Here is a 25,684-nt window from a genome sequence, read left to right as displayed (position 1 = left end):
AGTGAGGGGTAGCGAAGGTACGGGAACTAGCGAAACCGCCGTGGGCCGTCCTGCTTCATCTGACGTCCGCGCAGTCGAAAAACCGCTACCGCAATGCTACCCTAAGCCCCTCTCCCGGAGGATTCCGCGCATCAAGCGGCGGGGGTTGGGGAGGGGTTGGGGAGGGGTTCAACGAAGCGGTAGAGATGCTTCGACTCCGCTGCGCATGACGAGCGGGTAGTGCCCGGCCGCCATTCGGCAAATACTTCCGGTCGGCTCCTAAAATCAGGTAATTACACGGGGGTGGCGACCGGCCAAAAGGCGGATATTTGGGCCGGTTGTACTGCTCACTTCTACGTCCTTTCGCCTTATGTCCATCCCCGCTACCCCCACCACGCCCGCCAACCTCGACTCCATCGACCCCGCCCTGACTCTGCTGCTGGCAGGGGCGTCGATGGCGGCCTACAACGCGTTTAACACGGGCACCTTCACCACGCCCGCCAACTACAGCTTCCTGGCCAGCTTCCAGGGCTGGGACGGCATCATCGGCTCCCTGGGCCGGGCCGAAAACTACGGCCTGATCTTCCAGTCGACCCTGCCGGGCACCAGCCAGCTGCTGATTGCCTTCCGGGGCACCTCGTCGCGGCTGGATATTTTCGAGGACGCCTTCTTCGACAAGAACACCTTCGCGCCCTACGCCAACGCCCAGAACCTGCCCGGGCCGGTGCGGGTCGAGGCGGGCTTCTACGACGTGTACGCCCACGGGGGCACCATGCCCAAATCCATGCAGCAAACCCTGTTTGAGGTGTTGGAACAAATTAATCCCGCCGAGCTGCTCGTGACCGGCCACAGCCTGGGCGCGGCCCTGAGCCAGCTGTTCTCGCTGGACGTGGCCGTGTCGCGCCCCGACATCAAGGTCACCAACCTCAACTTTTCCAGCCCCCGGGTGGGCGATGCCTCCTGGGGCCAGGCCTGCGCCACCCTGGGCGTGAGTGCCACCGTGACCCGCGTGGTGAACTACTACGACAGCGTGCCGCACTACCCGCTGCAAGACCTGGGCTACGTGGCCGTGGGCGACCAGTTCCAGACGGCCTTCTGCGCCTACCACGCCCTGGAAGACAACCCGCTGTCGAACCACAGCCTGGCCAACCTGCAAACCGTGCTGACCCATGCCCTGCCCCTCACGCCCCCGGAGTGGGTGGGCGGCACCTTCGTGGATGCCGAGTTGGGCATCTGGATGCAGAGCCTGGCCGTGCCCGGCCTCGACCGGGCCCAGTGGCTGGCCCAGCTGCAAGCCCTGCACGCCCAGGCCCAGGCCACGCCGCGGCCGGCCCTGCCCGCCTATGTGCGCCGCCACGGCGCCGGCAAGGTGGTGTTGCAGCCGGCGGCCAAGTAGCTGAGGCAGCTCAAGTAGCTGAGGTAAAAACGAGGCCGATACCAGAAAGAACGTCATGCAGAGGCGCAGCCGAAGCATCTCGCGTGCAGTAGTAATCAGATTACTTCGGCAACATCAGCACGCGAGATGCTTCGGCTGCGCCTCTGCATGACAATACCACTGCACGCGAGATGCTTCGGCTGCGCCTCTGCATGACGTTCTATCACGCTCCGGCCAAACGACCTTTTCCTGCCGTATCTTTGTTGATTCCCTGCCGGCCTTCGTCGGCAAAATCAGCGTTAACCTCAGCGAGAATCCGTGATTGTTTGTATTGCCGAAAAGCCCAGCGTAGCCCGTGAAATTGCCCAGGTATTGGGTGCCAGCCGCAAGATGGACGGCTACTTCGAGGGCAACGGCTACCAGGTGACCTGGACGTTTGGGCACTTCTGCCAGCTGCGCGAGCCCGAGGACTACCGCCCCGAGTGGAAGCGCTGGAGCATCCACGACCTGCCCATGGTGCCCGACAACTTCGGCATCAAGCTCATGCGCCGCGACGACGGGGTAGTGCGCCAGTTCAACGTTATCAAAAACCTGCTGGCCGCCGCCGAGGAAGTCATCAACTGCGGCGACGCGGGCCAGGAAGGGGAGGTGATTCAGCGCTGGGTGCTGATGGAAGCCAAGTACCGCAAGCCCTTCAAGCGCCTCTGGATTTCGTCCTTGACCGAGGATGCCATCCGCCAGGGCTTCGCCAACCTGCGCGACGGGGCCGAGTTCGACAACCTCTACCAGGCCGGCAAAAGCCGGGCCGCCGGCGACTGGCTGCTGGGCCTGAACGCCACCCGGCTGTTCACGCTCAAGTACGCCGCCGGCCAGAAGCAGGTGCTCAGCATCGGACGGGTGCAGACGCCCACGCTGGCCTTGCTGGTGGACCGCTACCACGAAATTCAGAACTTCCGGCCCGAGCCCTACTGGGTGCTGCGCACCGAGTACCGGGGCACCATGTTCAGCCACGTAGCCTTGGTCAAAAAGGGCAAGGACGACGACGAGCCCGACGAAAAGGCCCGCCTGAAAGCCCGGGGCTACTTCGTGAGTCAGGAAGAAGCCGACGCGGCTATGGCTGCCGTGAAAGACGCGCCCCTGACCGTGACGGGCGTCGAAATCAAGAAGGCCCTGGAGTCGCCGCCTTCGTTGTTTGATTTGACCTCGTTGCAGGTGCAGTGCAACAACCAGCTGGGCCTCTCGGCCGAGGATACGCTCAAGACCGTGCAGGCGCTCTACGAGAAGAAAGTAGTGAGCTACCCCCGCGTCGACACCACCTTCCTACCCGACGACCAGTACCCCAAGATTGCCGGCATCATGCAGGGTCTGGGGGCGTATCATAGCCTTACCCAGCCGCTGCTGGCCGCCAAGATTAAGAAGAGCACCAAGGTCTTCAACAACAACAAAGTCACCGACCACCACGCCATTATCCCGACCGGGGCCAGCGCGGGTGGCCTGGGCGGCACCGAGCACAGCGTCTACGACATCATCGTGCGCCGCTTCCTGGCCGCGTTTTACCCCGACTGCGAAGTCTCGAACACGACCGTGACGGCCGAGGCGGCCCAGCACCCGTTCCGCGTCCGGGGCCGGCAGATTCTCAACCCCGGCTGGCGCGTGGTCTACGGTGACCCGACCCAGCAGCAGGCTCCCAGCACCGCCAAGCCCGGCGAAGGCGACGACGACGTGGTGAGCACCGTGCTGCCCTCGTTCGAGAAGGGCGAGAGTGGCCCCCACAAGCCCCGCCTCGACCAGAAGCAGACCCAGCCCCCGCGCGACTATACCGAGGCCATGCTGCTGCGCGGCATGGAAACCGCCGGCCGCAACGTGGACGACGAGGAGCTGCGCCAGGCCATGAAGGAAAACGGCATCGGCCGCCCTTCCACCCGCGCCGCCATCATCGAAACCCTGTTCAAGCGCGGCTACATCCGCCGCGACAAAAAGAAAATCGTGCCCACGCCCACCGGCGTCGAGCTAATTGGCCTGATCCGCAACCCCACGCTGAAGTCGGCCGAGCTGACGGGGCAGTGGGAGCGGAAGCTGCGCCAGATTGAGTCGGGCAACCTCGACTCGGGCCTGTTCCTGGACGAGCTCAAGATGCTGGTGCGCGAGATGGTGCAGGAAGTCAAGCAGGACGGTTCCCGCCGCTCCATCACGGTAGCCGGGGCCGGCATTTCGGCCGCGACACCGGCGGCGGTGCTGCCCATTAAGCCGGCGGCGGCCACCCCGGCCGTGCCCGGTAGTCTGGGCGCTTGTCCGGCCTGTAAGGCGGGCCACATTCTGAAGGGCAAAACGGCGTTTGGCTGCTCCCGCTTCCGGGAGAACTGCCAGTTCCGGCTGCCCGCCCAGTTCGAGGGAAAGAACCTGACCGACAAGCAGGTTTCGGCCCTGCTCGCCAAGGGCCGCACGCCCGTCATCAAGGGCTACGTGGACGAAATGGGCCAGAAGTTCGACGCGGCCGTGCGCCTCACGCCCCAGCACGGGCTGGAGCTGGTGCGGGCCGCCGAAAGCAAGCCCACCACCCCCGTCGACCCCGGCGTCATTCCCTGCCCGGTGTGTAAGCTCGGTACCATGCTGCGCGGCAAGGCCGCCTGGGGCTGCTCCCGCTTCCGCGAGGATTGCCAGTTCCGGGCGCCCTTCGAGTGGGGCGGCAAAACCCTGACCGAAACCCAGATGAACCAGTTGCTGCGCAAGGGCAAAACCGGCGTCATCCGCGGCTTCGTGTCGACCAAAACCGGTAACCGCTACGAGGCGGCTTTGCAGGTAAATGGGGAAGGGCGGATTGAGCCGGTGTTTGATAACAAGTAACTTAGCCAAACGCCCATGCCCAAACGCCCACCGAAACCCCAGCTTCCACCGAAGCTCCCGCCGCCCCCGCCGGCCGGGGCGCTGTTCAGGGCGCGCTTTCTGGGCTACCTCGTCGGGCTGCTGCCGATTGTGGGCATGATGCTGCTGCTGTTGCGCCCCGCCGTGCCGCAGTGGGTGGGCCTGCTGCTGACTACGGCGGGGCTCTACTTCTCCATTCAGTTGCAGCAGGCGGCCGTGCGGCGGTTTGCCTACAACTTCAGCAACCGGGAGGAGTGGCTGGCCCTGGGCCTGTACGCGGCGGTAGTGGCGGCCCTGGTGCTCAGTATTCCGTATTGGCGATGAGCCGTACAGTTTCTACTTCCTCAACGCTACAACCAACCGCCCATGACTCCGCAACTCGGTAAGCTGCTCGTGCTGGCGGGCCTGGGCCTCGTGGTGCTGGGGGCCGTGCTGTGGCTGGGCGGCGGCAGCCTGCTGGGCTGGTTTGGCCGCCTGCCCGGCGACATCCGCGTCGAGCGGCCGGGCTTCCGCTTCTACGCGCCGCTGGTTTCCATGCTGGTGGTGAGTGTGCTGGTGAGCGTGCTGCTCTGGCTGTGGCGGCGGCTGGTGGGCTAAGCGGCAAGGGCGTTGCCCTGGGCAATTAGTGCCTGCCCAGCGGAAGCCGGTAGCCCACCCGCAGATTGAGCTGGTGGTGGCGGCCGAAGTCGGTGGCGCCGTAGGGGTAGAGCGTAACGCCGGTGCGCCCCAGGCGAATATCGGCGCTCAGAAAGCCCATGCGGCCCCCGCCGCTGTCGTTATTTTTACTGTACGCCAGGCCGGCCAGCACCGAGCTGCCCGCCAGGCGCCCCAGCCCCGAGCCCAGCCCCAGGCGGCTGGTTGCGTTGCCCAGGCCCAACGCGCCCCGGTTTACGTCGGCCTGGGCGTAGAGCACGTCGCGCACGCCCAGCCACATTCCCAGGTCCAAGGAGGTCGACTTGGAATACAGGAAGGGTTCGTCGTTGTAGTTGGAAAGGGAACCCAGGTGGAGGCCCGCCCGGAAGCCACCCCCCAACCGGCCGGGGCGTAGCCGGGAGCTGGTTTCGAAGTAGGGATTTACGTCCAGCAGCCGGAACGTGCTGTCGGCGTAGCCCAGCACCGCCCCGGTGGTCGGGTCCAGCGTTTGGTAATGAACCTGATCCTGGCCCCGCCAGATGCCCAGCCCGTATGTCAACACTCGGTTGTCCGGGTTGGTGTGGTGCAGTTCCACGTTGCCGCCCAGCAGGGAATAGCGGTGCGCGTAGGTTTGGCGGGTGGCCGCGCCCGAGCAGCCCCCACTGCCGCCGCTCGTGCTTACGTCTTCCCCGAAAGCGCCATTGCCGTAGCCCAGGCTTACTTCCAGGGTATTAGGGCGGATCTTAGCCGAGTCGGCCGGGGCCTGGCTGGTGAGCACCAGTACCACCCCGGCCAGGGCCACCCGGGCCGGACGCAGGCCGTCGGTGGCGCCGAGCAGTAGCGCGCCGCCTTCCAGCACGAGTACGGCCAGCAGCAGGGTCTTGACAACCAGCACTTCGGGCCGCACCAGCGCCTGCGGACCCAGCCAGGCCGTAAGAGCCAGCAGCAAGGCCACGGCCAGCAGGTTGCGCACCGGGTTTTGCGCCGGAGCCTGCTCAGGCCGCGGGGTGGCCCGGCGCACCAGCGCCAACCACCCGCCCAGGGCCAGCGGCGCGAGCAGCAGCAGGGCCCACTGTACTTGCTTGAGCGTCAAACCCAGATGATCGTGGGCCGCCGCCCCAACCTGCTCGCCGGCCGGGGCCCGCCAAAACTCGATGACAAAGCGGCCCGCCAGCAACAACCCCAGGTGCAACAGGCGGCGGCTGCCACCAGGCCAGGTCCGGTGCCGGGTCAGCAGCAACACGCCGCCTACTGCCAAGCACAGCAGCAGAGAGTAGAGCTGGGTAGGATGAACGGGCAAGGAGTGCGCGGCGCCCACGGGCAGCAGCCCCTGCACGGCCTGCACCATGTAGGGCAGCGTCCCGGGCGGATACGTGAAGCCCCAGCCGCCGCTGGTGGGCTCGCCAAAGCAGCAGCCGGTCAGGATGCAGCCTACGCACTGCAGGGCCAGGGCCGCGCACATGGGCAGGGCAAAGGCGTCGAATACGTGCCAGCTGAAGCCGAAGGGCCGCCGCAGCGCCAGCAGCGTGAGCGTGCCGGCCAGGGCCCCGCCCAGCACCGTGCGAGCCTGGGAGTCGGGCCAGTGGCCGGTGTGCAGCAGCTGTTGCCACTCGGCGGGGGAGAAGGCCAGCAGCTTGGTGCCCAGAATGAACGCCAGCGTGGTGCAGGCCAGCAGCACCAGCCAGGTGCGCATCGGGTAGCCGCGCCGGTGGCCGGTCCACACCAGCAGGAGCAGGTTGAGCAGGAACGCCAGCAGGTAGAATAGCGTGTAAAAATCGTAGCCGGTGCCGGCGGGCACGGCCCAGTGCAGCGGGTGTAGGAGTAGCAGTTGGGGCATAGCAGCGGGCAATAGATATAAGTCGGCAGCGCCTACCCGCCATTGCGTGGCGGGCCGGCTGCCGGTTCTGGGGTCAATCTACTGAATGCTAAGCGGGTCTGGCCGCCCTAATGCAACAAGAATAGACTTTGTATTCGTGAGTTCTGAGCGCTTAAAGACTCATTTGCCAACCGCTTACGGCCGCAAAAAAGGATTTTCCAATCGGAGCCGCCCCCGGTTGGCCCGTCCGGAAAAACCGTTCCGCAACGGAGGCGACGCGCGACAAAGACACTCCGCCCGACCTTAGTGCCCCGGGGCCGATAAGGCGGGCGTGCCGGGTTGGGCGTCGTTGTAGTGCACGATGTTTTCGACCATGCCCTTGAAAATCACGAAGTGAAACGGCACCAGGGAGTACCAGTACAGGCGCCCGGCCAGGCCCCGCGGCCGGAAAGCGGCTAGCTGCTCGAGCGTGTGCGAGCCGTCGGCGTTGGGCAGAATGCGGAATTGCAGCCAGGCCTCGCCGGGCAGCTTCATTTCGGCGTAGAGCAGCAGGCGGCGGCCGGCGCGGTCGGCCACGAGCACGCGCCAGAAATCCAGCGGGTCGCCGGGGCGCAGGCGGGTGGGCGAGCGGCGGCCCCGGCGCAACCCCACGCCGCCCACGGCCTTGTCCATGAGCCCGCGCACCCGCCAGAGCCAGTCGACCTTGTACCAGCCGCGCTGCCCGCCGATGCTCCAGATGTTCTGCAAGACTTCCTCCGGCGCCCGGGTAAAGCGCAGCGTCTGCCGGTCGGTAAGCATGCCGTGCTGCGGAATCTGCACGAAGTCCATGTAGTTTTTCTCCATCACCCCGCTGCTCACCGCGTCGCTCCAGCTGCTGATCACCTCGTTCTGCTCGATGCGGGTGAAGGCCAGGGCCAGGGCTTCGCGGTAGCTCATGCACTGGTGGGGCAGCACTTGCGTAATGCTGCGCTTGAGGGCCACGATGGTGTCGTTGCGCAGGCTTTCCACCAGGCTCTGGGCCAACGAAAACGTAGTACGCGTGACCAGAAACAGCCACCACGACGACAGGCGGGGCGTGAGCACCGGCACCGTGATGATGTAGCGCCGGTAGCCGCGCTCGGCCGCCAGCCCCAGCAGCATCTGCTTGTAGGTCAGCACGTCGGGGCCGCCGATGTCGAAGGTTTCGCCCAGGCAGTCGGGGTGGTCGAGCACGGCCAGCAGGTAGTGCATCACGTCCCGGATGCCGATGGGCTGGCAGCGCGAGTTCAGCCAGCGCGGCGTTACCATCACGGGCAGCTTCTCGACCAGGTCCCGGATAATCTCGAACGACGCCGAGCCCGAGCCGATGATAATACTGGCCCGCAGCACCGTGACGGCCGCGTGCCGGGCCTTGCGCAGCACTTTCTCGACAGCCTTGCGGGAGCGAAGGTGGGCCGACAGCGCCCGGTCGTTGGCAATGCCGCTGAGGTAAATCACCTGCCGGGCGGTGGTCTGGTCGAGGTAGTCGGTGAAGTGCCGGGCCGAGAGCTGCTCGGCCCGGTAGAAATCCTGGTCATGGCCGCTCATGGAATGCACCAGGTAGTAGGCCGCGTCGATGTCGCGGGGCAGACCGTGCAGACTGGCGGGCTGCAGCAGGTCGCCGGGGCACACCGTTACTTGGGTGCGGAGCCGCTCGGGCAGCTCAAAGCGGCGCGGGTCGCGCACCAGGCACACCACCTCGTGGCCGGCCTCGACCAGCAGGGGCAGCAAACGGCGGCCGATGTAGCCATTGGCACCAGTGAGCAGGATTTTCATGGGCACAAATTGGGACGAGGCGGAACTGCCTGGAATACAACCCCGGATGCCGGGTTTGGTTATGGAGTAGCCCCGGCGGGCCTTTGTGGCTACCTTCGTGGCCCGGTTTCTTTCCTGTTTGCCCTATGCCTATTTCCTTGTCCTCTTCCCGCACCTGGCTCTGGTTGTTTGTGCTGATCCTGGCCGCCGGGCTGCTGGTGGGCATTGGCGGCTGGGGCGTGGTGGAAAGCAGCGAAGCCCGCTACGCCGAAATCAGCCGCGAAATGCTGGCCTCCGGCGACTGGCTGCACCCGCGGCTGCTGGGCATTCAGCACTTCCATAAGCCGCCGGTGACGTATTGGCTGACGGCGGCCGGCCTGGCGGCCCTGGGCCCCACGGCGCTGGCCGTGCGGCTGCCGGCCGTGCTGGCCGTGCTGGCGCAGGTGCTGCTGGTGTACGGGCTGGGCCGGCTGCTATTTCAGCACGACCGGCGCCACGCCCTGGCCGCCGCCGTGCTCTACGGCTCGTTTCCGGTGGTGCTGATTTCGGCCCTGAACCTCACCACTGATGCCTTTCTGATGCTCTGGGAGCTGCTGGCCGCCTATGGCCTGCTGCGCTACCTGCACGGGGGCGGCTGGCGGTGGTTCTACCTGTTTTGGGGTGGCCTGGGCCTGGCATTTCTCACCAAAGGCCCCGTGGGAGCCGTGCTGCCGCTGATGGTGATGGCCGGGTTTTACTTCCGGCAACCCCAGCCCCGGCGGCCTTTCACCATCCACCACGTGCTGGGAGTAGCGTTGCTGCTGGCCGTGGGGCTAAGCTGGTATCTGTACCTGATGGCCGAAAACCGCGCCTTTCTGGACTACTTTCTCTGGAAGCAGACGGCCGAGCGGTTTGCCAGCGCCGAGGCGTTTAAGCGGGCCAAGCCGTGGTGGTTTTACCTGGTGCTGATGCCCGTGGGCGCGTTGCCGTGGGCGGTGGCCCTGCTGGTGCAGGCAGCGCGCACGCGCTGGGCCGACGTGCCCCGGCAGTGGCACAACGTGCTGGTATTCTGGGTGCTGGTGCCGCTGGTGTTTTTCTCCCTGGCCCAGTCGAAGCTGCTGCTCTACCTGCTGCCCGTGTATCCCGGCCTGGCCCTGCTGACGGTGTACTACCTGGGCCGCCTCACCGACGCGGCGCTTTACCGCTGGTACGTGGTGATGAGCGGCGTGCTGGCGTTGCTGCTGGCGGGTTTGTGCCTGCTGCCGGCTCTGGGTGGGGCGCTGGGCTTGGCCCTGGAAATTCATCCGCTGACGGCCCTGTGGCCGGCGGCCGGCATCATTGCCCTGGTGGCCCAGCAGATGCTCTGGAACCAGGTGCGGGTGGCGCCCCGGCTGCTGGTGCTCACCGTTATTTTTAGCGTCACGGTGCTGCTGACGGCCAAAGCCGTGCTGCACCAGAACCAGGTGGCAGCCAACAGCACCCGGCCCCTGGTCGAATGGCTGAAAGCGCACCAGCTCGACCAGCGCCCGGTGCTTATTTACGACGAAATGCTGCCTTCCCTGGCTTTCGAGCTGGATAAAATGCCCATCACCCTGGTGCACGACAACGACGACTTGCGGCGCGAAACCCAGTTCGAGGCCGATTCCAGCTGGCAGCAGCACCTGGTAAACGCCAACGACTCGACCCGGCAGGAATACATCCGCGGCCTGCTCCGGCAAAGCCCCGTCCTGATTGCGCGCGGCGAGCTGGAATACTACCGGGCCTGGATGCTGCCGTATTTTCCCCAGCAGCAGCACCTGGGTCCCTGGGTTATCTACTACGGCGGCTGGCAGTAGTTATTTATTCTGTCATCCTGAGTGTAGCAAAGCGAAACGAAGGACCTTCCTCCCCTAAGTGATAAGCTCAATTCAACGTGACAAAGCCCTTTACCACGCCGGTGGTAAAGGGCTTTGTCACGTTGGTAAGAACTACAGTGGGGTAGGAGAGGAAGGTCCTTCGTCACCGCTTGAAGCGCGCTGCTCAGGATGACAGAGTAGAACCAAAACCTTACCCCACGTACACCGCTTCCGCCTTCTCCCGCAGGTTGTAATTCGACGCCATTACCTCGCCGTATGCCCCGGCCGAGCGAATCACGACCAGGTCGCCGCGGCGGGTTTCGGGCATGGCCACCTCCCGGCCAAACGTATCCGACGACTCGCAGATGGGGCCCACCACGTCGTATAGCTGCCGGGAGCCCTGGCTGGTCAGGTTCTGAATCTGGTGGTAGCTGCCGTAGAGTGCCGGCCGGATCAGCTCGGTCATGCCCGCGTCGAGAATGGCGAAGTTGGTTTGCTGGCTGCGCTTTACGTACAGCACCTTGCTCACCAGCGCCCCGCACTGGGCCACGATGGAGCGGCCCAGCTCGACGTGCACCTGCTGCCCGGGCCGGCGCACCAGGTGCTGCTCGAACATTTGGAAGTAGGCCTCGAAATCGGGCACGGCCTGGGTGTCGGGGTTATGGTAGTCGATGCCCAGGCCGCCGCCCACGTTGAGGTGGGGCAGGTGGTGGCCCCGGCCTTCCAGCCAGGTTTGCAGCTCATTCAGCTTGCGGCTCAGCTCCCCGAATACGCTGAGGTTGGTAATCTGGGAGCCGATGTGGGCGTGCAGGCCCACCAGCTCGAGGTGGGGCAGCGCGCCGAGCTGGTCGATAACGTCGGCCAGGTCGTTCAGGCTGATGCCGAACTTGTTGGCATCCAGGCCGGTGGTGATGTAGTGGTGGGTGTGCGCGTCCACGTTGGGGTTGATGCGCAGCGCCACCCGGGCCCGGCGGCCCTGGGCGGCGGCCAGCTCGTTGAGCACCGTCAGCTCCTCCACCGACTCGGCGTTGAAGCACCATATATCGGCGGCCAGGGCCAGGTTTATTTCCGCATCCGACTTGCCCACGCCGGCAAACACAATGTTCTGGGGTCCAAAGCCGGTGTCGAGGGCGCGCTGCACCTCGGGGCCGCTCACGCAGTCGGCGCCCAGGCCGTGCCGGCGGATGCGCTCCAGAATCGGGGCGTTGGCATTGGCTTTCAGGGCGTAGTGCACGTGAATGTCGCGCTTGCGGGCAGCCTGCTGCACGGCCGCCAGGGTGCGCTCCAGCAACGCCAGGTCATACAGGTAAAAAGGCGTCGGCCGGGAAGCGGCGTCGGCGGGGAGGGCAAAACTCATCTACTACTTAATTAAAGAACAACACTGCGAAACCCGGCGGCCTGCCACCGCGGGCCACTGCGTGAAAAACTACGGCGCCACCGCCCGCTGCTGAAACAGCCCTTCGTTCAGGGCTTGCAGGGCGCGCTGCTTATGGCTGGTATGAATCAGGATGCTGATGTTGTTGGGCGAGCCGCCGTAGGAAATCATGCGCAACGGAATGTCCTTCAGGGCGTTGAACACCAGCCAGGCCGAGCCGTTGTTTTCCTGAATCAGGTTGCCGACCAGGCACACGATGGTTTGCTGCTCATCGACTTCCACCGAGCCGAAGCTGCGCAACTCCTCCAGGATTTCGGCCAGGTGCGTCGAGTCGTCGATGGTCAATGATACGGCTACTTCCGAGGTGGTAATCATGTCGATGGGCGTGCGGTACCGCTCGAACACCTCGAACACGCTGCGCAAAAAGCCGTGGGCCAGCAGCATCCGGCTCGACTTGATCTTGATGGCCACCAGCCCGTCCTTGGCCGCCACGGCCTTGATGGCTTCGTCGCCGGTCTGGGTCGAAATCAGGGTGCCGGGCGCTTCGGGCTGCATCGTGTTCAGCAGGCGTACCGGAATGCCGTGCTTGGCGGCGGGCAGAATGGAGCTGGGGTGCAGAATCTTGGCCCCGAAATACGCCAGCTCGGCCGCCTCGTCGAACGACAGCTCCCGAATCGGGTAGGTGCCTTCCACCACCCGCGGGTCGTTGTTGTGCAGCCCGTCGATGTCGGTCCAGATCTGGATTTCCTCGGCGTGGGCCGCCGCCCCGATCAGCGAGGCCGAGTAGTCGGAGCCGCCGCGCTTGAGGTTGTCGATGTCGCCGTTGGCATTGCGGCAGATGTAGCCCTGCGTGATAAACAGCGGCTGTCCGGCGTGCGGAGCCAGTGCCTGGGCCAGGTGCTTCTCGATGTAGTCGCCGTCGGGCTCGTCGTTCTTGTCGAGGCGCATGAAGTCGAGGGCCGGCAGCAGCACGGCCTCTTGGCCCAGCATACGAGTGTAGTAGCGGTGAAAGAGCAGGGTGCTCAGCAGCTCGCCCTGGGCCAGAATCACCCGCTCGCCGGAGGCCGACAGCGGGTGGCGCGTCAGGTTAAAGATGGTTTTGAACGCGGAATCCAAGTGGGTAATGGCTTCGGCGGCCACTTCCGGCTCGGTGAGCAGCTCGCGGGCCACGATGAGGTAGTGCTGGCGCAGAATCTCGGTCTGGTAGGTGGCGGCCGTGGTTTCGCCCTCAAACAGCAGCTTGGCAATGTTGACCAGGGCGTTGGTCGTGCCCGACATGGCCGACAGCACAACGATACGGGGCTCCGAGCCCTGAATAAGCGCCGGCAACGCGCGCATGCGCTCGGCCGAACCGACGGAGGTGCCGCCAAACTTGAGAACTTTCATCAGTGAAACGTGGGGTTAACCAAAAAATGAACGGGCGGAGAGAGTAGTACGGAAATGGCAAAAAAAAGCGCCGGTCTGGCTGGACCGGCGCTTGATGCTTAGAAGGAGGGAAGCATGAAGAAGTGCGACGGTCAGGTCGAGGGCCGTTTGAAGCATTTCTTCCGCATCACGCGCTGGGCGGCCACGGCGGTACGGCCAGCCGAAGCCACCGAAAATACCGTAGAAAAACCGAAGCGGGAAATGGACATGGGAGCAGGAAAGAGCCGGGGCACCGCGCCGCCAGCTGCTGTTTGCAGCCGCAAGTACGGACAGGATTGTTAAAATATCGACATCAGCGCCCGGAATTTTCTCTGCCCCGGCTTACGTAGCTGACCGACAGGCCACCCGGCGGGCCCGGTCAGCCGGCCCGCGCAGGGGCTGAAAAAGCCAACAGCCCGAAACGAGGACCGTTCGGGCTGTTGGGTACGATAGACAGGTAATAAAGCGTATAGGGTATCTGCATGTGATTAGCGGAGAAGCAGCCCCGCTAACCAGCTGCAAGTTTAGGCAGCCCCCGCGCCGGACGAAATACCAACATGTTGGTATTTTTCGAGAGGCTTAGCGCACCGGCTTGGGAATGACGGGCAGGCTTTCGTGGCCCTCGGCGTCCACGGCGGCCACGCCGAAGATGTAGTTGTCCTTGCTGTGGGGCAAGTCGGCGGTGGTGGTGGCGACGGGGAAGCGCTGCTGCCACACCGGGGAGGTGGTTTCGCGCATCAGCACCACGTAGCCGGCGGCCCTTTCGCCCACTTTGGGCGCGTCCCACTTCAGCTCGGTGCGGTTGGTGAGCTTGGCCGTGAGCACGCCCACGTTTTCGGGCGAGCTGGGGGCCAGGGCCAGGCTGGCCATCGTGGCCAGGTTCACGCCGGTGTTCTTGCGCAGGTACTCATAGTCCACGAACTCGGGCAGGTCGCCATACTGAATGTTGTTTTCGGTGCGCAGGTCCTGGTGCTGGTGGTTGAAGTTCTCGTTGACTTCGGTGAAGCGCACGGCCGTGAAGCCCTGCTGGTTGAAGGGCGTATGGTCGCCGCCGCGCAGGAACCGGTCGGGGCGGTATTCGAGCAGCACCCCGAAGTCGGGGACGTACTGCTCGCAGGCGGTTTTGCCGTAGCGGGCCAGCTGCCGGCTGGGCGAGTCGTTTTCACTGCTCAGGGTGCGACGCACTTTGGCCTCGTCCGGGGTTTCGGTGGCCGGCACTCCCTCGCTGAAGATGCGGATGTGCTTGTTGTCGGAGATTTCCGGGTCGTAGCCTTTCGAGTTGCCCACGATGTCGTTGTTGAGCATGCCGGTCAGGTTCCAGTTTTCCTTTTTGGCCCGCTTGGCCAAGTGGGTCGAGCCATAAAGGCCCTGCTCTTCGCCCTGCACGGCCACGAAAATCAGCGTGCATGGATACTGCTTCTGCGACATCACGCGGGCCATTTCCATGACCAGGGCCACGCCCGAGGCGTCGTCGTTGGCGCCGGGCGCGTCGGCGGTGGCGTTCATCACGTCCGTCACGCGCGAATCGAGGTGGCCGCTGACGATGAACACGCGGGTGTCGGTGGGGTCGGTGCCGGGCAGGGTGGCCATGACGTTGGCCATGATGACGGGCTTGTCGATGCGGCGGCCGTCGGGCTTCACCAGGAAGGTGTCCTGCTCCACTTTGAGGCGGCCCCCGCTGGCCTTGCTGTACTTGCGAAACTCACTTTCGACCCAGTTGCGGGCCGCCCCGATGCCGCGCTTCTTGCTTTTGGTGTCGCTCAGGGTGTGGCGGGTGCCAAACGACACCATCTTGCGGATGTCTTCCTCCAGATTTTTGGCCGAAATGCTTTCCACCATCTGCTTGATGCTGGGGTCGGGAGCCGGGGCGGGGGCGGCGGTTTGGGCAAAGACGAAGGCCGGGGTGAGGCTGGCCGAGAGCAGCAGCGCGAAGCGAAGGTTCATGTTTTTCTTGGGAAAGCGGGAGGGAAGATGCGGTACGGAAAGTACGGGTGGGTTGGCGGAAATGGGCGTTAACTGCTGCATTTTTCGTCTGTCATCCTTTATCTAACGTCCGCAAAGCGAAGCACCTTATCACGTTTGCACGACTTGTTCTGACGTAATAAGGTCCTTCGCTTTGCTCAGGATGACAGTATAAACAACGAAGCCAACGAAACAGCCAACCTTACCCCACAGACACCAGGGCGCTGGCCGCGTTGCCTCCGAAGCCCGCCGCGTTGATGAGGATCCGCCGGATGGGGCGGGTGGGGGCGGGCGTGAGGTCAGTGGCGAAGGGCGGGGCGGGCCAGCGTTGGGTGGTCAGAATCTCGCAGGCAAAGTCCAGGCTGAGGGCGGCCGAGGCGCCCAGGGTGTGGCCCAGCTGCCATTTGTTGGACACCAAATCGGGAAGATTCTCGCCGAACACGGCGCGCAGGGCCCGCCGCTCGGCCGCGTCGCCGGCGGGGGTGCCGGGGCTGTGCAGCACCACGGCATCCACGGTATCTGACGTGGTGCCGGCCTGGCGCAGGGCCGCGCGCATGGCGGTCTGGAAGTGCTGGCCGTCGGGGGAAAGGCCGGTTTTGCTGCCGATGGCTTCGAAGCCGAAGCCCACGCCTTCGAGGACGAAAACGGGCGCGGGCGTGGGTTGGCCGGCTTGCTCGGCAGCCAAAGCTTCGCGGCTGATTTTCTCCAGGGCAAACACGGCCGCGCCTTCGCCCAGCACGAAGGTGGAGGGCCGGCCGGCACCGGGGCGGCAGGGAAACTCGGTGGCCGAAAAGGGCGAGTAGATGCCCAGGGCCTGCATCTGAGCCAGGGTGAAGGGCGTGAGCGGGGCCTCGGTGCCGCCGGCCAGAAACCGCTCGGCCATGCCGGCGCGGAGCCAGGCCAGAGCGTTGCCCAAAGCCTGAAACGCGCTGCTACAGGTGCTGGAGTGGCTGAGCGTGGCCCCCCCGGTGCTGCCCGCGTCGTAGGCTACCCAGCTGGCGACGTTGCCCAGGGTGGTCAGCGGCGAGGCGGCGGTAGAAACCGCGCCTTCGCTCAGAAATTCCTCGTGAAACTGCTCCAGCCGGCCCGTCGCCCCGCGCGAGGAGCCGATGCTGACGGCGAGGGTAGTTGTTGGGTGTTGGTTGTTAGTTGTTAGTTGTTGGTTGTCAGTTGTTAGGTGCGGCGACTTGCTGTCACCTTGCGGGAGGTGTCTGGCGTCGTGCGGGAGGTATCTGTCGGGTTGCGGGAGGTATCTGTCGGGTTGCGGGAGCTGTCTGGCGTCGTGCGGGAGAAGGCTGGCATCGTGCGGGAGATGTCTGTCGTCGTGCGGGAGATGACTGGCGTCGTGCGGGAGATGTCTGTCGTCGTGCGGGAGGTGTCTGGCGTCGTGCGGGGGAAGGCTGGCGGGTTGCGGGAGCCAGCCGGCCTGGGCGGTGGCCTGGCGGGCGGCCAGCAGGGCCAGCAGCACGGTTCGGTCGAGCTGGCGGTAGGGGGCGTGGGTGCGGCGCAGGTGCTGGAGGGCTTCCTCTACGGCGGGCGGCACGCTGCCCACGGCCACGGCGCGGCCCGGCAGCTCCCGCATCTGGAACGCCGACAGGGGCGGCGCCGCGGTGTCCAGCGCCGAACCCAAGGCCGACACCCGGCCCCGGCCACGAATGAGGATCAGGGAGTCGGCGGGGTTAGTCATGCAGGATTTCGGGCAGGTTGGGGGCGGGGGTGAAGTCGAGCACCAGCTCCCGCATGCGGCGCAGCACGGTGTAGAGCAAGTCCAGCTCCGCATCGGTGGTGCAGTAGGGCGGCAGCAGATACACCACGTTGCCCAGGGGGCGCAGCACCACGTGGTGGTCGAGGGCGAGCTGGTAGAAGGCGTCGCGCAGGCGGCTGAAGTAGCTGGTGCCCTCGCCCGGGTCGTACTCCACGGCCAGGATGGTGCCCCGGTGGCGCACGGCCCGGATGCCGGGCTGGCCTTCTATTTCGCGGTGGAAAGCGGCGTGGGCGGCTTCGATGCGCTGGCGCTGCTCGGTGCAGAGTGCGGCCCGGGTCAGCTCCAGGCTGGCCAGGGCGGCGGCGCAGGCCACGGGGTTGGCGGTGTAGGAGTGGCCGTGGAAAAGGGCGCGCATCTTGTCCTGGCTCAGAAAGGCCGCGTAGATGGGGGCCGCGCAGGTGGTCAGGCCCATGGCCAGGGTGCCGCCGGTGAGGCCCTTGGAAAAGCACATGATGTCGGGCTGCTCGCTCAGCAGCTCACTGGCAAACAGCGGCCCGGTGCGCCCGAAGCCGGTCATGACCTCATCGGCAATGGCCAGCACGCCGCGCTGGTGGCAGCGGCGCAGCATCTCACTCAGGATTTCGGGCTCGTACATCACCATGCCGGCGGTGCCCAGCACCAGGGGCTCGAAGATGAAGCCGGCCACGTCGGGGCGCTGCAACAAGGTGTCGAGCTGGGCCAGGGTCTGGGCTTCGTGGCCGGGGGTGGGCACGTCGAGAAATTCCACGTCGAAGAGCAAGGGCCAGAACGGCTGGGTGAAGGCCCCGCGGCTGCTGACGGCCATGGCCCCGAAGGTGTCGCCGTGGTAGGAGTTCTGGAAGCAGAGGAAGGTGCGGCGCTCGGGCTGGCCCAGGTTGTGGAAGTACTGGAGCACCATTTTCAGGGCCACTTCCACCGCCGTCGAGCCGTTGTCGGAGTAAAACACCCGGGCCTGGTTCGAGGGCAGAATTTCCAGCAGTTGCTCGGCCAGCTCCACGGCGGCGGGGTGGGTGAAGCCGGCAAACAGCACGTGCTCCAGGGTATGGAGCTGCTCCGCGACCCGGGCCGCAATGTGGGGGTGGCTGTGGCCGTGCAGGTTCACCCACCAGGAGGAAATACCGTCGAGGTAGCGGGTGCCGTCCTCGGCAATCAGCCACGACTGTTCGCCCCGGGTAATGGCAATCGGCAGGGGCGCGGTCTGCATCTGGGTGTAGGGGTGCCAGAGCACGGCATGGTCACGGGTGGCGAGGCTCATGTGGTTTCGTTCGGGGTTTGGCCTTGATTGTCGTTTGGGTGTTTTTAGCCCGGAAGGTTCGTTCGGGTGTTTTTAGCCCGCAGAGGACGCAGAGGTTGGCGCAGAGGTTCGCAGTGTTCGGCTGTACGCTAGAGGCCGAACCACTGGCGGAAGGCGGGGGCGTAGCGGCTGATGGTGGCGGCCGTTACGTCGGTTTCGGGCTGTAGGCGGGGCAGGATGGGTACGCCGGTGTGCTGGGTGATGAAGTCTTCGGTGGCGGGGGTGGGCGCGCCGTTGAACACCAGGCCGCGCACCGGGATGTTGCGCCGCTGTAGGGCTTCGAGGGTGAGCAGGGTGTGGTTGATGCTGCCCAGGTAGTGGCGCGAGACGACGACGACTTCCAGGCCCAGGGGCGCAATTACGTCGGCCAGCAGCAGACCCGGGGCCAGGGGCACGAGCAGGCCGCCCGCGCCTTCGACTACCAGGTGGTTGGCGGTGGCGGGCAGCTGAAAAGCGTCGGCCTGAATGGTGACCTGCTCCCGGGCGGCGGCCAGGTGGGGCGAGGCGGGTAGCTGCAGGCGGTAGGCTTCGGGGTGAAACACCGAGTGCGGGTTGCTGACCAGGCGGCGTACCGTGGCTGTGTCGGTGGTGGGCTCCAGGCCGGCCTGCACGGGCTTCCAGTAGTCGGCTTGCAGGGCCTCGGTGAGAATGGCGGCTATCAGGGTTTTACCCACGTCGGTGCCGATGCCGGTGACGAAAAGCCGCTCGGGGCGCGAAGAAGAAGTACGCATAGGGAAAGGGAATACCAACGGCCCGCGCCGGTTGTTTGCCGGGGGCCGGGCAAAAATCAGAAGGAACCCAGGGCGCGGAGCGTGGCGGCCAGCGCAGCCAGCTCCGTTTCCGTGTTGTAGCTGTGCAGAATCAGGCGCAGCCGCTCGGTGCCGGCGGGCACGGTGGGGGCCACGATGGGCCGCAAATCGAAGCCGGCCTGCTGCACGGCCGCCGCCACCGCGCGCACCCGCTGGGGGCTGGGCTGGTCGAGAAAGAGGGGGTGAATAACGTGGCTGTCGGCCCCGACCCGCACGCCCGGCACGTCGGCCAGCCGGGCTTTGAGCAGCGCCGACAACGCAAACAGCTGCTGCCGCTCGGCCTGGAGCGTGGGCAGCAGGTCGTAGGCGGCTTGCAGGGCGGCAATGGACAGCGGGGGCAGGGCCGTGGTAAACATAAAGGGCCGGCTGGTATTGAGCAGAAACTCGCGCAGCACCATTGGGCCCACTACGGCCGCGCCCTGGCTGCCCAGGGCCTTGCCGAAGGTGACGATGCGGGCCAGAACCTGGTTTTCGAGGCCCAGCGCCACCACTAAGCCTTCCCCATGGGGGCCGTAAATACCGTTGGTGTGGGCCTCATCGACCACCAGATGCAGCCCGCGCGCCTGGCAGAAGGCCGCCAACTCCCGCAGCGGGGCCTGGTCGCCGTCCATCGAGTACAGGGCTTCCACGGCCACGAAAACCTCTCCCGTGGCCCGCGCTAGGCGCTTCTCCAGGTCCTGCAAATCGTTGTGGCGAAAGCTGTAGCTGCCGGCAAAGCTGCTGCGGATGCCGTCTTTCACCGAGGCGTGGCTGGTCGCGTCGTAAAGGATGGTGTCGCCGCGCCGGGGTACGGCCTGGAAGAAGCCCAGGTTGGCCGAGTAGCCCGAGTTGAAGAGTAGCGCGGCTTCGGCCCGGTGAAAGGCGGCCAGGTGCGTTTCCAGCGCCTCGGCGGCGGCCGAGTTGCCGGTCAGCAGGCGGCTGCCGGTGCTGCCGGCCAGCGGGTTTTCATCCGTAAGGTGCCGGCGCAGGGCCGCCTGCAACGCCCCGGAGCGGGCCAGCCCCAGGTAGTCGTTCGAGCTGAAGTCGACCAGGCCGGGCGCCGCTACCGACAGCTGCCGCCGGGTGCCCTCGGCCGCGCGCTGGCCCAGGTGCTGAGCCAGGCGCGTGAGCAGGGGCGAAGAAGGAACGGGCGTCACCGCGGGAGCTGGCGGTTAGACCGTAAACCGGTTGGCCGACAGCCACACGGTGCCGTCCTGGCCGAACGTGCGGGCCGTAATTTCCACCCACTCAAAGTCGACCTCGACCCGGTCGCCGACGGCGGGCAGCACCCCGTGGCGCTGCACCACCAGGTTCAGGGCCGAGCCAATCTGGTCTTCCAGGTCGGAAATCAGCTCCTGGGCTTTGCCCGGCTCGTGCTGCTGGCGCAGGGATTCGGCGTAGGCGTGGTCCAGGTTCAGATCGAAGGATATGGTCATTGGGAAGGGTAAGTAGAAGGTAAGAGGAGGATAAGAAGGCCGTCATGCAGCGGCGGAGCCGAAGCATCTCGCGGGCAATGGTAATCCACTTGCAAGGCAACGAAGCGGTAGAGATGCTTCGGCTTTGCAGTCGTCAGATCAAGCCTGAGATATACCATTGCCCGCGAGATTCCTCGGCTTCGCTTCGCTACACTCGGAATGACGTTCTTTTCTAAAAAGCAATGCGCTACGCCAGCTCTTTGCCCAGCACGGTAGCGCCTTCGGGCACGTCCTTGAAGGCTTTGCGGGGCTTGAGGCCGAGCAAATCGAACATCTGGCGGTCGGCGTCGAAGTCGGGGTTGGGCGTGGTCAGCAGCTTTTCGCCCGAGAAGATGGAGTTGGCACCGGCCAAAAAGCACAGCGCCTGCTCGCTCACCGGCATTTCCTGGCGGCCGGCCGAGAGGCGGACCATCGTGCCGGGCATCAGGATGCGGGCCGTGCCAATCATGCGCAGCATTTCCCAGACGCTGACGCGGGGCTGGTCGGCCAGGGGCGTGCCTTCCACCGGCACCAGGGCATTCACCGGCACGCTCTCGGGGTGGGCGGGCAGCGTAGCCAGGGTGTGCAGCATGGCAATGCGGTCCTCGTCGGTTTCGCCCAGGCCGATGATGCCGCCCGAGCACACCGAAATACCGGCTTTGCGCACGTGCTCCAGCGTGTTGAGCCGGTCGTCGTAGGTGCGGGTGGTGATGATTTCGGAGTAGTGCTCGGCGCTGGTGTCCAGGTTGTGGTTGTAGGCGTAGAGGCCGGCCTGCTTGAGGCGCTCGGCCTGGTACTCGTTGAGCATGCCCAAGGTGCAGCACACCTCCAGGCCCAGCTCGTTTACCTGCTCAACCATGCCCAATACCCGGTCGAAGTCGCGGTTGTCGCGGATTTCGCGCCAGGCGGCACCCATGCAAAAGCGGGTCGAGCCCGAATCCTTGGCCCGCTGGGCGGCGGCAATGACTTCGGCGTCGGGCAGCAGCTTGTGGGCCTGCACGCCGGTGTGGTAGCGGGCCGCCTGGGGGCAGTAGGCGCAGTCCTCGGGGCAGCCGCCGGTTTTCACGCTCAGCAGGGTGCAGACCTGCACTTCACCGGTGGCCTGGTGCTGCTGGTGCACCGCGGCGGCCTGGGCTACCAGCTCCAGAACGGGTTGGTTATAAATGGCTTTTACTTCGTCAAGGGTCCAGTCGGTACGGAGCATGGGCAGGGCGTTCGGGATGGGTAGGATAGGGAAAACCGGGGCCGGCGGGTAAGCCGGGGCACGGGTGAAACAAGGCTAAGGGCCGCAAGTTACGCGAGAAGCCGGTTATCTGCGCCGGAGCGGGGTTTTAGCAAGCCAAACCGGGCTGGGCGGCCGGCTTGCGGCGCGGCGGGGGCGGCCCAGAGCGGGCGTCGCTCAGCCAGTGGCCGGTGGTATTCAGCCAGCGGAGTGCGCCGTTCGCACAAAAGGCTGATACCCGGCCGCGCGCGGGACTAGGTTTGTGCTTTCCGACCTACCATACTTTTCTCCTAATGCAACAAATTTATCCGGTCCTGCTGGCCGCCTCGCTACTCCAGGCGGCCCCGTTGGCGGCCGCCCCCACCAGTGGTGGCGACCAGCCTTTGCTCACCAAAACCAAGCGCAAAACCGTGGCCCCGGCCCCCGATCCGGCCGAGGCTACTATCGGCGGCACGGTGCTCACCAACACCGGCGAGCCGCTGCCGGGCGCTACCATTTTCCTCAAGGGCACTTTCATCGGCACCAGCACCGACCAGCTGGGCAAGTTCAGCCTGAACGTGCCGTTCGACAACGGCGCGGTGGAAATTCTGGTGGCCTACGTTGGCTACGAAACCCAGCTCGTGCAGCTGAATAAATCCGATAACCTGCTCAGCGTCGTGCTGGCTCCCAGTTCCACGCTGCTGAACGAAACCGTAGTATCGGCCTCGCGGGTAGAGGAAAACATCCTGCGGGCCCCGGTTACCATTGACAAGGTATCGACGCGGCAGCTGGAGCGCTTTAGCACGCCGGAGGTGCTGGCCGGCCTGGGCCAGCTGCCGGGCGTGGACGTAAACTCGGCCTCGATGCTCTTTACCAGCGTGAGCACGCGGGGCTTCAACACGGCCAAGAGCGAGCGGGTCATGCAGCTGGTCGACTACATGGACACGGCCCTGCCGAGCCTGAACCTGAGCCCGGGCAACCTGGTGGGCCTGCCCGAGCTGGATTTGGAGAGCATCGAGCTGCTGCACGGGCCGGCCTCGGCCCTGTACGGGGCCAACGCGCTGAGCGGGGTGGTCTTGTTTAACAGCAAGGACCCGTTCGTGTACGAGGGGCTGAGCGTGCGCGTGCGCGGGGGGCAGCGCAATTTGCTGGACGGGCAGCTGCGCTACGCCAAGAAGCTCACCGACAAGCTGGCCCTCAAGCTCAACGCCAGCGGGTTCCAGGCCCAGGACTGGCTGGCCCAGAACTACGAGGCGGCCAGCTTCTCACAGAACCCCGAAGGCTCCAGCCTCGGCTACGACGCCGTCAACCGCTACGGGGAAATCAGCAACGTGTACTCGCCCTACCAGAACCGGCCCGCTACGCCGAACTCGGCCGAGTTCAAGGTGCACCCCGACCTGTACGGCAAGACGGTGTACATGCCCGGCTTCACGGAGCAGGAGCTGATTGGGCCCGACCAGAAAACCAAGTCCTACCGCGTGCAGGGTGCCTTGTCGTACCTGATTAAGGATGACCTGAAGCTGACCCTGGAAGCCAAGCGCGGGGTGGGCACGGCCACCTACCAAAACCAGAGCCGGTTCCGCATCAAGGGCCTGGGCACCAACCAGTACCGGGCCGAGCTGAAAAGCTCCAAGGGCTTTATCCGGGCCTATTCCACCGAGGACTTCACCGGCAGCAGCTACGAGCTGACCCAGCTCAGCGCCCTGCTCCAGAACTCGCCCACCACGGAAGGCGGCCCCACCAGCTACAAGCAGCTATACTTCTACACCTTCAATCAGGCCTACACCAAGGCGCGCGACGAGTTTAAGCTGGGCGTGGCCGAGGCCCAGGCGGCGGCCAAAGCGGCGGCCGATGCCGTGCAGCTGAAAAGCTCGGATGCCCGCTATGCCACGCTGCGCGAGAAAATCACCGGCGACGACCAGCCCGGCCGGGGCGCGCAGCAGAACTTCAACTCCTTCCTCAACGACATCAGCGCCCAGCGCAGCTTCCGCCTTTCCGACGCCGGCACCGACCTGGTGCTGGGGGGCGCCTACCGCCAGTACCGCCTGGGCTCGGGCGGCAAGCTGTTCGCGGATACCGACGGCAAGCGCCTCGAAAACCACGAGTACGGCGCCTACGGCCAGCTGACCCAGACCCTGCTACAGGAGCACCTGAAGCTGGCCCTGGCCGGCCGCGTCGACTTCTTCAAGAACTTCGACCCCTCGTTTTCGCCCCGGGCGTCGGCCGTGTATTCGTTTGGCAAAGACAAGCAGCACAACTTCCGCGCTTCCTTCGGCCAGGCTTTCCGCAGCCCCTCGCAAACCGACCAGTACCTGCGCTCCGACGTGGGCACGTTTATCCTGCTCGGCAACCTTGGCGGCTTCCAGGGCTACAGCTTCACCGATGCCAACGGTAAAAGCTACGTGCCCGGCACGTCGCTGGCCGGCTACGAGCTGACGCTGAACAAGCTGAAGCTGGAGCGCGTGACGACGACCGAGGTGGGCTACAAGGGCGCCATTCTGCCCAACGTGTACGTGGATGCCAGCTACTTCCGCTCGCGCTACAACGACTTCATCGGGGGCTCGGCCTTCGTGGGCAACGTGGACGGCACGCGCCCCACGTTCCAGCAGGTAAACGCCGGGCTGGCCTCGGGCTTCACCGACGCCAAAGCCACGCCGGCGCGCATTATCTTCGCTTCCTACAACAACAGCCAGGAAGTGCGCACCCAGGGCGCCACGGTGGGCATCACCTACTACCTGCACAAGGCTCTGAACGTGGGCGGTAACTACTCGCTCAACGTGCTGGACCGCAGCAACCTGCCCGCGGGCTTCCGCACGTTCTTCAACACGCCCAAGCACAAGTTCAACCTCAACGCCAGCGGCACCGTGCTGCGCAACCTGAGCTACTCGGTGAACTACCGCTGGGTGGAAGGCCACCAGCAGGAGCTGCCCCTGGCGACGGGCCAGGTGCGCACCTACCGCACCACCGATGCCTACCTGGGCTACACCGTGCCCAAGCTGGCTACCACGCTGCAGGCCGGGGTGTCCAACCTGTTTGACGCCAACAACATCCAGATTATCGGCGGCCCCCAGCTGGGGCGGCTGGCCTACCTGGGCCTGCTGGTCAACGTGAAGTAAATACCCGCGCCTTTTCAGCCACACACAGAAACGGCCCGCGTCAGTCTGACGCGGGCCGTTTGTGCTGATGCAGGTAGGGGCAAGACGCTTAGATGTCGCCGCCGCAGGCTCCTTTCGTGTAGCTGGTGACGCCGGCGCGGCTGGCCTGGCAGGCGTTGGGGTACGTTACGCCATTGGCACACACCGGGTCGTACACGTCCGGACAGTTGTACGAGTCGCGCACGTCGGAGGAGCTGGCCTGGGCTTTGGCGGGGGCGGGTTTGGCGTTTTCTTTCGAGCAGGAAGCACCGGCGAAAGCGAGGAAAGCAAGAACGGCTAACTTTTTCATGATAGGTGAGGTGAAATAAATGAAGTGAGGCGGCAATAAAAGGAAGTTTGAATATAGAATACCAGGTCATAGTTGCTCCGATTGTGACATGCGCCGGGCTAGTGCAGCGGCGGCTCGGTGGGGGCCGCGGGCTCCGGGCTGCCCGACCGACTGTCGCGGGTGTTTTTCTGCACGGCAATGGCGGCAAACAGGCTGAGCATAAAAGCCATGGCGTAGAAGCCTTTTTCGCTGAGCGTGAGCGTGGCGTTCCACAGGCCCACGCTCAGCAGGAGCACGGCCGACAGGGTGGCAAACCAGCACAGCCCGTAGTAGATATTCGTGACGGGAATGCCCTCCAGCTGGTCGCGGACGGTCTTTTGCAGGGATACGGCGGCAAACAGCCCGTAGAGCAGAATGGTGAAGTAGTAGCCTTTCTCGTTGAGCGGCATCGTGGCGTTCCACAGGCCCACGTTGTAGGCCACCATGCCGGCGAGCAAGGCTACCCAGGAGGCTCCGATAAAGGCGTTGGAAGGTTTGGCGTTCATGGCAAAAGAAGGAACAGGTAGAACAATAAAGAGGTTGACTCGGCCGGTAAGGCGTTCAAACCTAGTCATAAGTTTGCTGCTCCAACAAAGGATGCGGCAGGATTATCGGGCGTAATCAGACTTTTGAACGGAAGGTCAGCGCCGCCCGCCTGCTGGCCCGGTAAGCCTGGAAAGTGGCTTTGGGGCGCATGGATGGCCGATTAGTAAAAACAAAAGTCCGTTGGAGCTACTGCTCCAACGGA

Annotated in this window: 20 protein-coding genes; 7 read left to right on the top strand and 13 right to left on the bottom strand. The window is 65.1% G+C overall.

Features of this window, described 5'->3' with window-relative positions; translation table 11 throughout:
• Nucleotides 1-349: 349 nt before the first annotated feature.
• The 4 genes from E5K00_RS07700 (at nt 350) to E5K00_RS07685 (ending at nt 4,813) form a co-directional block, all read left to right on the top strand.
• Nucleotides 350-1,375, top strand: a complete 1,026-nt coding sequence (locus tag E5K00_RS07700; protein WP_135462653.1) for a lipase family protein — start codon at nt 350-352, stop codon at nt 1,373-1,375.
• A gap of 297 nt (nt 1,376-1,672) precedes the next feature.
• On the top strand, nt 1,673-4,198 hold the full coding sequence (locus E5K00_RS07695; protein WP_135462652.1) for a type IA DNA topoisomerase: 2,526 nt from the start codon (nt 1,673-1,675) through the stop codon (nt 4,196-4,198).
• A gap of 15 nt (nt 4,199-4,213) precedes the next feature.
• Nucleotides 4,214-4,540 carry a hypothetical protein gene (locus tag E5K00_RS07690; protein ID WP_135462651.1) on the top strand — a complete coding sequence of 109 codons (327 nt, stop codon included), beginning with the start codon at nt 4,214-4,216 and terminating at the stop codon, nt 4,538-4,540.
• A 42-nt stretch (nt 4,541-4,582) separates the two neighbouring features.
• The gene (locus E5K00_RS07685) at nt 4,583-4,813 is read left to right on the top strand and encodes a DUF2905 domain-containing protein (protein WP_135462650.1); all 231 of its coding nucleotides are present in this window, start codon (nt 4,583-4,585) and stop codon (nt 4,811-4,813) included.
• 25 nt (nt 4,814-4,838) lie between these two features.
• Here the strand turns inward: E5K00_RS07685 and E5K00_RS07680 are convergent, their stop codons facing one another.
• Both E5K00_RS07680 and E5K00_RS07675 read right to left on the bottom strand, forming a co-directional pair.
• Complete coding sequence (locus E5K00_RS07680) at nt 4,839-6,686, bottom strand: prolipoprotein diacylglyceryl transferase family protein (protein ID WP_135462649.1); 1,848 nt, start codon at nt 6,684-6,686, stop codon at nt 4,839-4,841.
• A gap of 282 nt (nt 6,687-6,968) precedes the next feature.
• Nucleotides 6,969-8,459, bottom strand: a complete 1,491-nt coding sequence (locus tag E5K00_RS07675) for an SDR family oxidoreductase (RefSeq protein ID WP_135462648.1) — start codon at nt 8,457-8,459, stop codon at nt 6,969-6,971.
• A gap of 125 nt (nt 8,460-8,584) precedes the next feature.
• On the opposite strand from E5K00_RS07675, the gene E5K00_RS07670 reads away from it, so the two are divergent.
• Nucleotides 8,585-10,252: an ArnT family glycosyltransferase gene (locus E5K00_RS07670; RefSeq protein ID WP_135462647.1), complete on the top strand. Its 1,668-nt coding sequence runs from the start codon at nt 8,585-8,587 to the stop codon at nt 10,250-10,252.
• A gap of 211 nt (nt 10,253-10,463) precedes the next feature.
• Here E5K00_RS07670 and lysA read toward each other — a convergent pair whose 3' ends face one another.
• Together lysA and E5K00_RS07660 are read right to left on the bottom strand one after the other, a co-directional pair.
• Nucleotides 10,464-11,609 carry a diaminopimelate decarboxylase gene (gene lysA / locus E5K00_RS07665; protein WP_135462646.1) on the bottom strand — a complete coding sequence of 382 codons (1,146 nt, stop codon included), beginning with the start codon at nt 11,607-11,609 and terminating at the stop codon, nt 10,464-10,466.
• A gap of 69 nt (nt 11,610-11,678) precedes the next feature.
• Nucleotides 11,679-13,013, bottom strand: a complete 1,335-nt coding sequence (locus E5K00_RS07660; RefSeq protein WP_135462645.1) for an aspartate kinase — start codon at nt 13,011-13,013, stop codon at nt 11,679-11,681.
• 114 nt (nt 13,014-13,127) lie between these two features.
• On the opposite strand from E5K00_RS07660, the gene E5K00_RS07655 reads away from it, so the two are divergent.
• Nucleotides 13,128-13,334 carry a hypothetical protein gene (locus E5K00_RS07655; protein ID WP_135462644.1) on the top strand — a complete coding sequence of 69 codons (207 nt, stop codon included), beginning with the start codon at nt 13,128-13,130 and terminating at the stop codon, nt 13,332-13,334.
• Between the two features lie 276 nt (nt 13,335-13,610).
• On the opposite strand, the gene E5K00_RS07650 is transcribed toward E5K00_RS07655, so the two are convergent.
• The 7 genes from E5K00_RS07650 to bioB form a co-directional block, all read right to left on the bottom strand.
• Nucleotides 13,611-14,975 (bottom strand): M28 family metallopeptidase, encoded by a 1,365-nt coding sequence (locus E5K00_RS07650; RefSeq protein WP_135462643.1) that lies wholly within the window; start codon nt 14,973-14,975, stop codon nt 13,611-13,613.
• 220 nt (nt 14,976-15,195) lie between these two features.
• Nucleotides 15,196-16,680, bottom strand: a complete 1,485-nt coding sequence (locus E5K00_RS07645) for a beta-ketoacyl synthase N-terminal-like domain-containing protein (protein ID WP_135462642.1) — start codon at nt 16,678-16,680, stop codon at nt 15,196-15,198.
• Complete coding sequence (bioA, locus tag E5K00_RS07640; RefSeq protein WP_135462641.1) at nt 16,673-17,992, bottom strand: adenosylmethionine--8-amino-7-oxononanoate transaminase; 1,320 nt, start codon at nt 17,990-17,992, stop codon at nt 16,673-16,675. Before bioA ends, E5K00_RS07645 begins: the two co-directional genes overlap by 8 nt.
• A gap of 128 nt (nt 17,993-18,120) precedes the next feature.
• Nucleotides 18,121-18,762, bottom strand: coding sequence for a dethiobiotin synthase (gene bioD, locus E5K00_RS07635; protein ID WP_135462640.1), 642 nt, complete (start codon nt 18,760-18,762; stop codon nt 18,121-18,123).
• A gap of 56 nt (nt 18,763-18,818) precedes the next feature.
• Nucleotides 18,819-19,976 carry an aminotransferase class I/II-fold pyridoxal phosphate-dependent enzyme gene (locus E5K00_RS07630; protein WP_135462639.1) on the bottom strand — a complete coding sequence of 386 codons (1,158 nt, stop codon included), beginning with the start codon at nt 19,974-19,976 and terminating at the stop codon, nt 18,819-18,821.
• Nucleotides 19,977-19,991: 15 nt separating this feature from the next.
• Nucleotides 19,992-20,255 (bottom strand): hypothetical protein, encoded by a 264-nt coding sequence (locus E5K00_RS07625; RefSeq protein ID WP_135462638.1) that lies wholly within the window; start codon nt 20,253-20,255, stop codon nt 19,992-19,994.
• 226 nt (nt 20,256-20,481) lie between these two features.
• A complete protein-coding gene (gene bioB / locus E5K00_RS07620; protein WP_135462637.1) occupies nt 20,482-21,477 on the bottom strand; it encodes a biotin synthase BioB in 996 nt (331 codons plus the stop codon).
• 311 nt (nt 21,478-21,788) lie between these two features.
• Here bioB and E5K00_RS07615 point away from each other — a divergent pair, with 311 nt between their 5' ends.
• A complete protein-coding gene (locus tag E5K00_RS07615) occupies nt 21,789-24,590 on the top strand; it encodes a TonB-dependent receptor (RefSeq protein WP_135462636.1) in 2,802 nt (933 codons plus the stop codon).
• Between the two features lie 88 nt (nt 24,591-24,678).
• Here the strand turns inward: E5K00_RS07615 and E5K00_RS07610 are convergent, their stop codons facing one another.
• Both E5K00_RS07610 and yiaA read right to left on the bottom strand, forming a co-directional pair.
• Nucleotides 24,679-24,918 (bottom strand): Kazal-type serine protease inhibitor family protein, encoded by a 240-nt coding sequence (locus E5K00_RS07610; protein WP_135462635.1) that lies wholly within the window; start codon nt 24,916-24,918, stop codon nt 24,679-24,681.
• Nucleotides 24,919-25,016: 98 nt separating this feature from the next.
• Nucleotides 25,017-25,442, bottom strand: a complete 426-nt coding sequence (yiaA, locus tag E5K00_RS07605) for an inner membrane protein YiaA (protein WP_135462634.1) — start codon at nt 25,440-25,442, stop codon at nt 25,017-25,019.
• Nucleotides 25,443-25,684 lie beyond the last annotated feature (242 nt).

It is taken from the genome of Hymenobacter aquaticus (assembly GCF_004765605.1).
Classification (GTDB): Bacteria; Bacteroidota; Bacteroidia; order Cytophagales; family Hymenobacteraceae; genus Hymenobacter; species Hymenobacter aquaticus.
The sequence above is the reverse complement of the archived record's forward strand: the minus strand, read 5'-3'. Positions and strand labels throughout refer to the sequence as shown.

What these genes read in the sequence shown, in the direction of transcription:
- E5K00_RS07700 (WP_135462653.1), top strand. Translation starts at nt 350, where the DNA reads ATGTCCATCCCCGCTACCCCCACCACGCCCGCCAACCTCGACTCCATC.
- E5K00_RS07690 (WP_135462651.1), top strand. Translation starts at nt 4,214, where the DNA reads ATGCCCAAACGCCCACCGAAACCCCAGCTTCCACCGAAGCTCCCGCCG.
- E5K00_RS07685 (WP_135462650.1), top strand. Translation starts at nt 4,583, where the DNA reads ATGACTCCGCAACTCGGTAAGCTGCTCGTGCTGGCGGGCCTGGGCCTC.
- E5K00_RS07680 (WP_135462649.1), bottom strand. Translation starts at nt 6,686, where the DNA reads ATGCCCCAACTGCTACTCCTACACCCGCTGCACTGGGCCGTGCCCGCC.
- E5K00_RS07675 (WP_135462648.1), bottom strand. Translation starts at nt 8,459, where the DNA reads ATGAAAATCCTGCTCACTGGTGCCAATGGCTACATCGGCCGCCGTTTG.
- E5K00_RS07670 (WP_135462647.1), top strand. Translation starts at nt 8,585, where the DNA reads ATGCCTATTTCCTTGTCCTCTTCCCGCACCTGGCTCTGGTTGTTTGTG.
- lysA (WP_135462646.1), bottom strand. Translation starts at nt 11,609, where the DNA reads ATGAGTTTTGCCCTCCCCGCCGACGCCGCTTCCCGGCCGACGCCTTTT.
- E5K00_RS07660 (WP_135462645.1), bottom strand. Translation starts at nt 13,013, where the DNA reads ATGAAAGTTCTCAAGTTTGGCGGCACCTCCGTCGGTTCGGCCGAGCGC.
- E5K00_RS07655 (WP_135462644.1), top strand. Translation starts at nt 13,128, where the DNA reads ATGAAGAAGTGCGACGGTCAGGTCGAGGGCCGTTTGAAGCATTTCTTC.
- E5K00_RS07650 (WP_135462643.1), bottom strand. Translation starts at nt 14,975, where the DNA reads ATGAACCTTCGCTTCGCGCTGCTGCTCTCGGCCAGCCTCACCCCGGCC.
- E5K00_RS07645 (WP_135462642.1), bottom strand. Translation starts at nt 16,680, where the DNA reads ATGACTAACCCCGCCGACTCCCTGATCCTCATTCGTGGCCGGGGCCGG.
- bioA (WP_135462641.1), bottom strand. Translation starts at nt 17,992, where the DNA reads ATGAGCCTCGCCACCCGTGACCATGCCGTGCTCTGGCACCCCTACACC.
- bioD (WP_135462640.1), bottom strand. Translation starts at nt 18,762, where the DNA reads ATGCGTACTTCTTCTTCGCGCCCCGAGCGGCTTTTCGTCACCGGCATC.
- E5K00_RS07625 (WP_135462638.1), bottom strand. Translation starts at nt 20,255, where the DNA reads ATGACCATATCCTTCGATCTGAACCTGGACCACGCCTACGCCGAATCC.
- bioB (WP_135462637.1), bottom strand. Translation starts at nt 21,477, where the DNA reads ATGCTCCGTACCGACTGGACCCTTGACGAAGTAAAAGCCATTTATAAC.
- E5K00_RS07615 (WP_135462636.1), top strand. Translation starts at nt 21,789, where the DNA reads ATGCAACAAATTTATCCGGTCCTGCTGGCCGCCTCGCTACTCCAGGCG.
- E5K00_RS07610 (WP_135462635.1), bottom strand. Translation starts at nt 24,918, where the DNA reads ATGAAAAAGTTAGCCGTTCTTGCTTTCCTCGCTTTCGCCGGTGCTTCC.
- yiaA (WP_135462634.1), bottom strand. Translation starts at nt 25,442, where the DNA reads ATGAACGCCAAACCTTCCAACGCCTTTATCGGAGCCTCCTGGGTAGCC.